The organism is Aeromonas sp. V90_14 (assembly GCF_029967615.1).
GTDB lineage: Bacteria > Pseudomonadota > Gammaproteobacteria > Enterobacterales > Aeromonadaceae > Aeromonas > Aeromonas hydrophila.
The window spans coordinates 35,799-46,222 of record NZ_JASCAS010000040.1; the positions used below are offsets into that span (position 1 = coordinate 35,799).

Consider the following 10,424-nt stretch of genomic DNA (forward strand, 5'->3'; position numbering starts at 1 on the left):
GACGGCGTCCTGATGGGGCGAAAAGGGCGCCAGCATACCCAGCGCCCGTACGGATGAAAAGAGTCTGCTCAGCCGATGGGCAGGCGGATGGTGATGGTCAGCCCGGCCGGTTGGTTGCTGCTGGCGCGGATGGTGCCGCCGTGGCGCGCAATGGCCTCCGCGGCGATGGCCAGCCCCAGCCCGGTGCCGCCGGTCTTGGCGTTGCGGGCATCGTCCACCCGAAAGAAGGGCAGGAACAGCTGGGCCTGCTGCTCCACCGGCACGCCGGGACCGTCGTCGCGGATGGTCATCACCCACTCCAGTCCCTCCCGATACCAGTCCACCTTGATGAACTCGCGGGCGTATTTGAGTGCGTTGCGCAGTGGGTTCTCCAGTGCCCGGGCCAGCAGATCGGGCCACATCCGCAGCGATTCAGCCGGCAGCGGTGGCAGCCGGAGCTGCTTGCCACTCTGGTTGGCTTCGAACATGGCGTCATCCAGGATGGGCTCCAGCAGCTCGGCCAACGGCATCACCACCGGCGCTTCCACATGCTGCTGTACCCGCGACAGGTCGAGCAGGTCGCCAATCAGCTTGTCGAGCCGGCCGATCTCCGATTCGATCCGTACCAGCTCGTTGCTGTCACCCTGTTTGCGGCGGATCAGCGCCTGCGCCAGCTGGATGCGGGTGAGCGGGCTGCGCAGCTCGTGGGAGATGTCGGAGAGCAGCTGCTTCTGCTTCTGGATCATGTTCTTGAGGGTATCGACCATGTGGCTGACGTGATCCGCCAGCTGGCCGATCTCGTCCCGCCGCCCCAGGTTGGGGATCTGTGCCTCCAGATTGCCCTCCGCCAGCTGGGAGACCGACTGCTGCAGCTGCAGGATGGGGCGGGTCAGCCGCCAGGCCAGCAGCAGACAGAGCGGGGTGCTGACCAGCATGGCGATGCCGAGGATCTGGATCGGGTGATCCAGGATCTGGATGAACAGGAACAGATAGGAGTTCTCGACGTTGAGGCCGAAGTAGATGTGGTAGATCTGGCCGTGATGCGTCATCTGGAAGGGGCCGGCGATGGCCCGCTTATGTTCGCTGCCCAGCATGGGCTTGGCCGGGTTGTCCGAGTCGAGCATGAAACGGATCACGAACTTGCTCAGGCGGGTACTGGACTGCATCTGCCCCTTGGCATCGCGCAAATAGATGTTGTCGACCGGCAGCAGGCCGGCGGCATCGATGGCCTGGGCCAGATCGAAATCCTGATTGGGGTCGGCCCCCTTCTGCAGTGCCTTCAGGTTGTTGTTGAGGCGGGTGATCTCGTGGGCCGGCAGCGGAATGATGTTGCGGGGATCCAGGGTCGGCAGGATCACCACGGCGGCCACCACCAGCAACAGCATGAACCAGAACCAGAGGAAGATCTGGGTGGAGAGACCGTTGAAGGTGCGGGCGGTTCTCATGCCTGTTCCAGCCACAGATAGCCTCTGCCGCGCACCGTCTTGAAGCGGGGCTGGCCATCGGTGCGCTCCGGCAGCTTCTTGCGCAGGTTGCTCAGGTGCATGTCGATGGCGCGATCGAAGGGCTCGAGCTTCTTGCCGAGCACCAGCTCGGAGAGCTGACTCTTGCTGACGATCTGGCCCGGGTTGCGCAGCAGGCACTCCAACAGGCCGAATTCGGTGGCGGTCAGCTCCAGCAGTTCACCGTGGCAGCTGGCCTGCTGCAGGCCGGGTTGCAGCACCAGATCCATGAAGCGCACCTCTTCCGAGCTGCCGCCGCGCTGGGGCTGGGTGCCCTGGGTACGGCGCAGGATGGCGCGCACCCGGGCCAGCAGCTCCCGATCGTCGAACGGCTTGGCGAGGTAGTCGTCAGCCCCCGCTTCCAACCCGTTGACCCGATCCTGGCTGTCGCCACGGGCGGTCAGCATCAGCACCGGGGTGTCGTGGGTCTTGCGCAGTCGGGCCAGCATGGCGAAGCCGTTGAGCTTGGGCATCATCACGTCCAGCAGCACCAGGTTGAAGTGCTGTTCAGCCAGCCGTTGCAAGCCCTCTTCGCCATCCTCGGCGACGGTCACCTGGAAGCCTTCCAGGGTCAGAATTTCGGTGAGCAACTGGGTCAGCTCGAGATCGTCGTCGACCAGGAGTATTTTGTGCATCTGAAGTCATTCCGCTGATTTTTCGCGCCAATCCGGCGTCGGGGTCAGGGTATAATAGATTTTTAACCGCAAGAGGAAAGCCGGTTTTGAGCCATCAACAATATTCCCGCTGGGTGACGCTGGCCAGCATGGCCGCCGTCACGACCGCCACCCTGCTGATCACCGGCAAGCTGATCGCCTGGCTGATGACCGACTCCTCGAGCCTGCTGGCCTCCCTCACCGACTCCTTCATGGATGTGAGCGCCTCCATCATCAACCTGCTGGCGATCCGCTACGCCCTGTCACCGGCCGACGACGAACACCGCTTCGGCCACGGCAAGGCGGAGTCGCTGGCCGGGTTGATCCAGGCGGCCTTCATCTCCGGTTCCGCCCTGCTGCTGGTGATGCACGGCATCTCCTCCCTGCTCAAACAGGCGCCGCTGGAGCGACTCGAAGCGGGTCTGTGGGTCAGCGGGGGCTCCATCGTGCTGACCCTGCTGCTGGTCAGCTTCCAGAGCCTGGTGATCCGCAAGACCAACAGCGTAGCCATCAAGGCCGACATGCTGCACTACCGCTCCGACCTGCTGCTCAACGGCGGCGTGTTGCTGGCACTGGTGCTGGCGGGGCAGGGCTGGTACTGGGCCGACGGCCTGTTTGCCATCCTGATCGGGTTGTTCCTGCTGTGGGGGGCGCTGCACATCGGCTATGAATCGGTGCAGGCGCTGCTCGATCGTCAGTTGCCAGCCGAGGAACAAGCGAGAATAATGGCCCTCTGCTGTGACGTCGAAGGTGTACACGGGGTGCATGATCTGCGCACCCGCCAATCCGGTCCGACCCGTTTCGTGCAGTTGCATCTGGAACTGGATGATCAGCTCCCTCTGATCAAGGCCCATCAGATTGCCGATGAAGCCGAACTGGCGGTTCGTCAGGCGTTCGAGCGCATGGATGTCATCATTCATATGGACCCCATCTCCGTGGTGCACAAGGAACAGCAAGGCACTCCCTCAGAACAACAGTAGGCTGCAACATGGATGATCTGGTTGCCAGAACCTGGCAAAAAATTCAGCAAGAAGCGGCGAGCATGGCGACCGAAGAGCCCATGCTGGCCAGCTTCTTCCACTCCACCATTCTCAATCACAAGAACCTGCGTTCGGCCCTCAGCTTCCAGCTGGCCAACAAGCTCGACAGTGCCACCATGCCTGCCATCGCCCTGCGCGAGGTGATCGAGCTGGCTCTGCGCAGCGAGCCCGAGCTACTGGCGGTCGTGGCGGCCGACATCTGTGCGGTGCAGGAGCGCGACCCGGCGGTCGATCTCTTCTCCACCCCGCTGCTCTACCTCAAGGGATTCCATGCCCTGCAGGGCTACCGGGTCGCCAACTGGCTGTGGCGCCAGGGGCGTCGCTCGCTGGCGCTCTACCTGCAGAACCAGATTTCCGTGGTGTTCGGGGTGGACGTGCACCCGGCCGCCCGTATCGGCAAGGGCATCATGTTTGACCACGCCACCGGCATCGTGGTCGGCGAGACGGCGGTGATCGAGGACGATGTCTCCATCCTGCAGAGCGTCACCCTGGGTGGTACCGGCAAGGAGAGCGGCGATCGCCACCCCAAGATCCGGGAAGGGGTGATGATAGGGGCGGGCGCCAAGGTGCTCGGCAATATCGAGGTGGGCATGGGGGCCAAGATCGGCGCCGGCAGCGTGGTGATCAACCCGGTGCCGCCACACACCACGGTGGCGGGCGTACCCGCCAAGATCGTGGGCCGTCCGGAGTGCGACAAGCCTTCGCTGGACATGGATCAGTGTCTCTGATCCCCTGACCGAGGTGCATCGATGGCCAAGCGCTGGTCGGGTTATCTGATCCTGGGGATGTGGCTGCTCAATCTGCTGCACCTCTATCTGGGATTCTCCCCCTGGCCGGCAGCCATCGCGGCCTGGGGGGCCTCCCTGCTCACCTGGCCCTGGCTGGTGGGCGCGGCGCGGCGCCAGGCGCTGGCCCTGTACGGAGCTGCGCTGGCACTGCTGCTCTTCTCCTGCTGGCGGGGGGCAAGCCTCACCGCCGGTGACTGGTTGCTGCCCAACATCAACATGCTCACCATGTTTGCGGCGGTGAGCACCCTCAATCTCGCCACCTCGGGCCTCTTGACCGGCACCACCTCATGGCAAGGACGCAAGGGGCTGTGGAGCACCATGGCCAGCCTCAACCTGCTGGGGGCCGTCATCAACCTCTCGGTGCTGTTCATCATCGGCGATCGGCTGGAACGTAACGGCACCCTTGAGCGGCGTCAGGTGCTGGTGCTGAGCCGGATCTTCTGCGCGGCGGCCTTCTGGTCCCCCTTTTTCGTCGCCATGGCGGTGGCGCTCACGTATGCGCCCGGCCTGCAGCTGTCGCGCATCCTGCCGTTCGGGGTGGTGGCGACCCTGTTGGCGATGGGGCTGACCGCCTGGCAGGTGGAGCGGCTGGGGGTGGCGAACTTTGCCGGCTATCCGCTGCGGCTGCAGACTCTGGGATTGCCGGTGGCACTGGCCCTGCTGGTGCTGCTGATCAAGCAGATCTGGCCGGATCTCGGCATTCTGGCGGTGATCGCCCTGGTGGCACCACTGTTGGCCTTTGCCTTCATGCCGAGCGCGGGGCGCGGCCCGGCCCTCAAGCGGCAGGTGGTGGAACGTTTCCCCGCCATCGGCGGCCAACTGGTGCTGTTTCTGGGGGCTGGCCTGCTGGCCGCCGGCATCAACAGTGCGTTGTCGGTGCTCGAGCTGGGTGGCAGCCACGGTTTGCCCTTCTTCCATCACTTCGGCTGGCTGGAGTCTTCGCTCACCCTGTTGCTGATCCTGCTGGTGGCCATCGTCGGGGTGCACCCGCTCATCAGCATCTCAGGATTGGCGCCGCTGCTGTGGCCGCTCTCGCCGGATCCCAGCCTGCTCGGCATGTGCTTCCTGCTGGGTTGGGGGCTGGCCACCGGTACCAGTCCGCTCTCCGGCTCCAACCTGGCGCTGGCCTCCCGCTACAACCTGAGTGCCGGGGCGATTTTGCGCGGCAACCTGTTATACGGCCTGCTGATGTACGGGGTCGCCTGTCTGCTGCTGGGGGCCTATATCGCCCTGCACGCCTGATGATGCGGGCTTGCGGCAAGGGCGTGCAGGGCGGTTGCGCAGGGGCGGGGTGGCGACTTGTGCGGGGCCGGCCGTGGCCCGGGCGCAGGATGCGAGAAAAATAGACGCATATTTAGGCAATACATCCATGGAAGGCGCATTTTACAGCGCACCGGCTTGTTTGTGCCGATAGGCTCGGGGTATGCTGGCTTCACGCGCTTGAATCGCCCTCTGTGGGGCATCGCAATTGAACATACAGGTATGCATATGTCACTAGAAGTCCTTGAGCAACTCGAATCCAAAGTACAATCCGCCGTCGACAACATCTCCCTGCTGAAGATGGAGCTGGACGAGCTGAAAGAGCAGAACAACAAGCTGCAAGACGAGAACCATCAGCTGCGCAACGAGCACGTCGCCTGGCAAGAGCGTCTGCGTGCCCTGCTGGGCAAGATGGACCAGATGGGCGAAAGCATCTGAGTCATCGCCATCCGCGAGAATTGAAAACGGGCCGCTCCATGAGCGGCCCGTTTGTTTGGGTCAGGCGGGAAATCAGAGCGCCAGCAGCTGTTTGACGGTCTTCTCGATGCCGTCTGCCGCTTCCACTATGTTGCTGGCCAGCATGTAGGCGGGGGTGGAGATCACCTTGCGCTCCTGATCCACCACGAACTCGTTGACCGGGCAGTTGAGGTGGCTGCCTCCCATTGCCTCGATGGCGTTGGCAGTACCCTCGTCGTGGCCTATGGTCGCCAGGGTGCCGGCGCCATAGATGAGCGGGATCATGGCCGGTGCGATGCAGATGTAGGCGGCCGGCTTGCCGGCCCTGGCGAAGCTCTGGCACGCCTTCAGTACATCCGGCTGGATTTGGCACTCGGCTCCCTTGATGGCGAAGTCGCACAGGTTCTTGGCGGCGCCAAAGCCACCCGGTACCAGCAGGGCATCGTAGTCGGCCGCATCCAGCTCGGCCACGTCCCTTATCTGGCCACGGCAGAGGCGGGCCGCTTCGACCAGCACGTTGCGGCGCTCGCCTTCACTCACTTCCCCGGTCAGGTGGTTGATGACATGGAGCTGTGGAACATTGGGAGCGAAGCACTGGACTGCTGCGCCCTGCCTGGCCAGCGCCAGCAGACTGATGACGGCCTCGTGGATTTCGGCCCCGTCAAAGACGCCACAGCCACTCAAAATCACGGCCACTTTTTTCATGACAGACTCCTCGTTGTTGAAAATGTGAGCCAGAATGGATTGTTGTACTTTTGTATGGTTATCGTTCGTCCTCAGCTGGTCAAGTCATCTTGCTGTGCTAGGATTGTTTCGTTTTGGATCCTGCCGTACTTACTCCCTTAAATTTTTTTCCACATTGATCGAGATCATCCAAGTCGTCTCGCGATCGGTTTTTACATATGCAACCAATTGTTATTTATTGGTTTTTATATTTTTGTGCACAGTTTTATCACTGTGGTTCATACTGCCCCCCATTTTTGAGCACAGAGTTATCCACAGATTGATGGCCTGTGAGGATCCGCCGACAGGGTCTTTGCCCCTCTTGGTGTGAGGGGGGCCCTGTGGCATCCTAGCGGCTGTTTATCTCTGGCAGGACGATTTCATGGCCCCTAGCAATCCCCTTATTCTGGTCGACGGCTCTTCATATCTTTACCGCGCCTTCTTTGCCTCCCAGCAGGCCGATCTGCGCACCTCGACCGGTTTGCCGAGCGGCGCCGTCCGTGTCATGGCCAACATGATGCGCAGCCTGCGCAAGCAGTACCCCGACTGCCACGTGGCCGTGGTGTTCGATGCCAAGGGCAAGACCTTCCGCGACGACATCTATCCCGAATACAAGGCCAACCGGGCCAGCATGCCGGACGATCTGCGCAGCCAGGTTGCCCCCATCCACCAGATGATCAAGGCGATGGGCTTTCCCTTCCTGATGGTGGAGGGAGTGGAGGCCGACGACGTGATCGGTACTCTGGCCCGCCAGGCGACCGAGAAGCAGCTGCCGGTGCTGATCAGTACCGGCGACAAGGACATGGCGCAGCTGGTCTCCGACCATGTCACCCTGATCGACACCATGAAGGACGTGAAGACCGATCGGGAAGGGGTGATCGATAAGTTCGGCGTACCGCCCGAGCTCATCATCGACTACCTGGCCCTGATGGGGGACAAGGTGGACAACATCCCCGGCATGACCGGCGTCGGCGAGAAGACCGCGCTGGCCCTGCTGCAGGGGATCGGCAGCATCGACGAGATCGCCGCCAACCTCGACAAGGTGGCTGCGCTCGGTTTCCGCGGCTCCAAGGCGTTCGCCGACAAGTTCCGCGAGCAGGAAGAGCAGGTGCGCCTCTCCTACGTGCTGGCCACCATCAAGACCGACGTGGCGCTGGAACAGAGCCTGGAAGAACTGCAGCTCGGCCCCATCGACAAGGAGGCTCTGCTGGCGGTCTACCGTGAGTACGAGCTGCGCAACCTGATCAAAGAGCTGGAGTCCGGCGGCGCTGAGGAGAGTGACGCCGAGGGTGATGATGAAGGCGCTGCCCCGGTAGCCGCCATCGAAACCGACTATCGCTGCATCCTGGACGAGGCCGAATTCGACGGTTGGCTGGCCCGTCTGCAGGTGGCACCGCTGTTTGCCTTCGATACCGAAACCACCAGTCTCGACTATATGGAAGCGCACGTCGTGGGTGTCTCCTTTGCCATCGAGCCGGGCAAGGCGGCCTACGTGCCCTTCGGCCACGATTATCTGGGGGCGCCGGTGCAGCTGACCGAGGCCGTGGTGCTCGGCAAGCTCAAGCCGCTGCTGGAAGATCCGGCCCGTCTCAAGGTGGGGCAGAACCTCAAGTACGATCGCAACGTGCTGCTCAATCACGGTATCGAGCTGCAGGGCATCGCCTACGACACCATGCTCGAGTCCTATGTGCTCAACTCCACCGCCAGCCGCCACGACATGGATTCCCTGGCCCGCAGGTATCTGAACGCCGAGACCATCTCGTTCGAGGATATCGCCGGCAAGGGGGTGAAGCAGCTCACCTTCAACCAGATTGAACTGGAGCAGGCAGCCCCCTATGCGGCGGAAGATGCCGACATCACCCTGCGTCTGCATCAGACGCTGTGGGGCAAGCTCTCTGCCGAGCCGGGTCTCGCCAAGGTGTTCAGCGAGATCGAACTGCCGCTGCTGCCGGTGCTGGCGCGGATGGAGCGACTCGGTACCACCATCGAGCCCAAGCTGCTGCACCAGCAGAGTCAGGAGATCGAAGTGCGTCTGGCAGAGCTGGAGAAACAGGCCCACGAGCTGGCCGGGCAGGAGTTCAATCTCTCCTCGCCCAAGCAGCTGGGGGAGATCCTCTTCACCAAGCTGGGCTTGCCGATCATCAAAAAGACTCCCAAGGGAGCGCCATCCACCGCGGAAGAGGTGCTGGCCGAGCTGGCGGAGACCTATGAGCTGCCGCGCCTCCTGATGGAACACCGTGGTCTGGCCAAACTCAAGTCCACCTACACCGACAAGCTGCCGCTGATGATCAAGCCGCAGACCGGACGGGTGCACACCTCCTATCATCAGGCGGTGGCGGCGACCGGTCGGCTCTCGTCCACCGATCCCAACCTGCAGAACATCCCGGTACGCAACGAACAGGGGCGCCGCATCCGGCAGGCCTTCATCCCGTGTGCCGGTTACAAGCTGGTGGCGGCGGACTACTCCCAAATCGAGCTGCGCATCATGGCGCACCTCTCCGGTGACAAGGGGTTGCTGACCGCCTTCGCCGAGGGCAAGGACATCCACAAGGCGACCGCTGCCGAGGTGTTCGGGGTCGCGCTCGAGGCGGTGACCAGCGACATGCGCCGCAGCGCTAAGGCGATCAACTTTGGCCTCATCTATGGCATGAGTGCCTTCGGTCTGGCCAAGCAACTGGGGATCGGCCGCGCCGAAGCACAGAAGTACATGGATCTCTACTTCGAGCGCTACCCGGGTGTGCTGGAGTACATGGAGCGCACCCGCCAGCAGGCGGATGCCCAGGGCTATGTCGAGACTCTGTTTGGTCGTCGCCTCTATCTGCCGGATATCAAGTCCCGCAACGCCGGTCTGCGCAAGGCGGCCGAACGGGCCGCCATCAACGCACCCATGCAGGGTACGGCTGCCGACATCATCAAGCGCGCCATGATCAACGTGGATGGCTGGATCCGTGGAATTGAAGACCAGTCGATCCGCATGCTGATGCAGGTACACGATGAACTGGTGTTCGAGATCCGCGAAGAGAAGCTGGAGGAGTACATCGCCATCATCAAGGAGAAGATGTCAGCCGCAGCCGAACTGCATGTGCCGCTGGTGGTGGAAGCGGGTACCGGTGACAACTGGGATCAGGCCCACTGACCCAGTCTGATGGTCATAAAGCTATATAAGAAGAGAAGCCCGGCATGATGCCGGGCTTCTTGTTTGTGGCGGCGGGGTATCAGGCTTCTTGCAGATACTCGTCCTTGAGCAGTACATAGTTGTCGGCCGAGGTCTTGAGGAAGGCGATCTCGGCCGGCTTGAGGGCGCGGGCCTGCTGGACCGGATTGCCCATATAAAGAAAGCCTGCCTCGAGCCGCTTGCCTGGCGGCACCAGGCTGCCCGCCCCGATCATCACATCGTCTTCAACGATCACCCCATCCAGCAGGATGGCACCCATGCCGACCAGCACCCGGTTGCCGATGGTGCAACCGTGCAGCATGGCTTTATGACCGACCGTGACATCCTCGCCGATCAGCAGCGGATAGCCGCCGGGATTGCTGGCGCTCTTGCGGGTCAGGTGCAGCACTGTACCGTCCTGAATGTTGCTGCGCGCACCGATGCGGATATGGTTCACATCCCCCCGTGCTGCCACCATGGGCCAGATGCTGGCATCGTCACCCAGCTGGATATCCCCCACCAGGGTGGCGCAGGGGTCCACATATACCCGTTTGCCCAATTGCGGGCGTTTTCCTTTGTAAGGTCTCAGTCGCAAGTCCATCTCGGCCTCCTTGTTTTCGGCCATTCTAGCAATTCGAGACCGGTTTCTGTGGATAAGTTTGTATAAAAGCTGTGCTTGGATATGAATAACTAAAAAAGTGCAGTTTTTTGCAATTTTATTGCCGATGAGGGGTTGCCAGAAAGAATCCGTTCCCTATAATGCGCCTCCATCGACACGGCAAGCGGCAACGCAAACAGCCAGGTCGGTAGCCTAGAAAAGCCTTTGCAAATAAGGCTTGACTCGAGAAGGCGGTTGAGTAGAATGCCAC

9 protein-coding genes are annotated in these 10,424 nt (G+C 62.1%); 5 read left to right on the forward strand and 4 right to left on the reverse strand.

Annotated features, from left to right (window positions below; translation table 11 throughout):
- Positions 1-68 precede the first annotated feature (68 nt).
- Positions 69-1,424, reverse strand: coding sequence for an ATP-binding protein (locus QLG02_RS16395; RefSeq protein ID WP_016349024.1), 1,356 nt, complete (start codon positions 1,422-1,424; stop codon positions 69-71).
- Complete coding sequence (locus QLG02_RS16400) at positions 1,421-2,116, reverse strand: response regulator (RefSeq protein WP_016349025.1); 696 nt, start codon at positions 2,114-2,116, stop codon at positions 1,421-1,423. The genes QLG02_RS16395 and QLG02_RS16400 overlap by 4 nt, the downstream gene beginning before the upstream one ends.
- 86 nt (positions 2,117-2,202) lie before the next feature.
- Here QLG02_RS16400 and QLG02_RS16405 point away from each other — a divergent pair, with 86 nt between their 5' ends.
- The 4 genes from QLG02_RS16405 to QLG02_RS16420 all read left to right on the forward strand — a co-directional run bounded on the left by QLG02_RS16405 (position 2,203) and on the right by QLG02_RS16420 (position 5,660).
- Positions 2,203-3,114, forward strand: a complete 912-nt coding sequence (locus tag QLG02_RS16405) for a cation diffusion facilitator family transporter (protein ID WP_282465671.1) — start codon at positions 2,203-2,205, stop codon at positions 3,112-3,114.
- A gap of 8 nt (positions 3,115-3,122) precedes the next feature.
- Positions 3,123-3,902 (forward strand): serine O-acetyltransferase, encoded by a 780-nt coding sequence (cysE, locus tag QLG02_RS16410; protein WP_011704210.1) that lies wholly within the window; start codon positions 3,123-3,125, stop codon positions 3,900-3,902.
- A 21-nt stretch (positions 3,903-3,923) separates the two neighbouring features.
- Positions 3,924-5,204 carry a hypothetical protein gene (locus QLG02_RS16415; protein WP_282465672.1) on the forward strand — a complete coding sequence of 427 codons (1,281 nt, stop codon included), beginning with the start codon at positions 3,924-3,926 and terminating at the stop codon, positions 5,202-5,204.
- A gap of 246 nt (positions 5,205-5,450) precedes the next feature.
- A complete protein-coding gene (locus tag QLG02_RS16420) occupies positions 5,451-5,660 on the forward strand; it encodes a cell division protein ZapB (protein ID WP_016349028.1) in 210 nt (69 codons plus the stop codon).
- Between the two features lie 72 nt (positions 5,661-5,732).
- Here QLG02_RS16420 and elbB read toward each other — a convergent pair whose 3' ends face one another.
- On the reverse strand, positions 5,733-6,383 hold the full coding sequence (gene elbB / locus QLG02_RS16425; protein ID WP_282465673.1) for an isoprenoid biosynthesis glyoxalase ElbB: 651 nt from the start codon (positions 6,381-6,383) through the stop codon (positions 5,733-5,735).
- A 400-nt stretch (positions 6,384-6,783) separates the two neighbouring features.
- Between elbB and polA the strand changes: the two genes are divergently transcribed.
- On the forward strand, positions 6,784-9,537 hold the full coding sequence (gene polA, locus QLG02_RS16430) for a DNA polymerase I (RefSeq protein WP_282465674.1): 2,754 nt from the start codon (positions 6,784-6,786) through the stop codon (positions 9,535-9,537).
- 79 nt (positions 9,538-9,616) lie between these two features.
- Here polA and QLG02_RS16435 read toward each other — a convergent pair whose 3' ends face one another.
- On the reverse strand, positions 9,617-10,156 hold the full coding sequence (locus QLG02_RS16435; RefSeq protein ID WP_026080495.1) for a gamma carbonic anhydrase family protein: 540 nt from the start codon (positions 10,154-10,156) through the stop codon (positions 9,617-9,619).
- Positions 10,157-10,424: the final 268 nt, after the last annotated feature.

What these genes read in the sequence shown, in the direction of transcription:
- QLG02_RS16420 (WP_016349028.1), top strand. Translation starts at nt 5,451, where the DNA reads ATGTCACTAGAAGTCCTTGAGCAACTCGAATCCAAAGTACAATCCGCC.
- cysE (WP_011704210.1), top strand. Translation starts at nt 3,123, where the DNA reads ATGGATGATCTGGTTGCCAGAACCTGGCAAAAAATTCAGCAAGAAGCG.
- elbB (WP_282465673.1), bottom strand. Translation starts at nt 6,383, where the DNA reads ATGAAAAAAGTGGCCGTGATTTTGAGTGGCTGTGGCGTCTTTGACGGG.
- polA (WP_282465674.1), top strand. Translation starts at nt 6,784, where the DNA reads ATGGCCCCTAGCAATCCCCTTATTCTGGTCGACGGCTCTTCATATCTT.
- QLG02_RS16415 (WP_282465672.1), top strand. Translation starts at nt 3,924, where the DNA reads ATGGCCAAGCGCTGGTCGGGTTATCTGATCCTGGGGATGTGGCTGCTC.
- QLG02_RS16395 (WP_016349024.1), bottom strand. Translation starts at nt 1,424, where the DNA reads ATGAGAACCGCCCGCACCTTCAACGGTCTCTCCACCCAGATCTTCCTC.
- QLG02_RS16435 (WP_026080495.1), bottom strand. Translation starts at nt 10,156, where the DNA reads ATGGACTTGCGACTGAGACCTTACAAAGGAAAACGCCCGCAATTGGGC.
- QLG02_RS16400 (WP_016349025.1), bottom strand. Translation starts at nt 2,116, where the DNA reads ATGCACAAAATACTCCTGGTCGACGACGATCTCGAGCTGACCCAGTTG.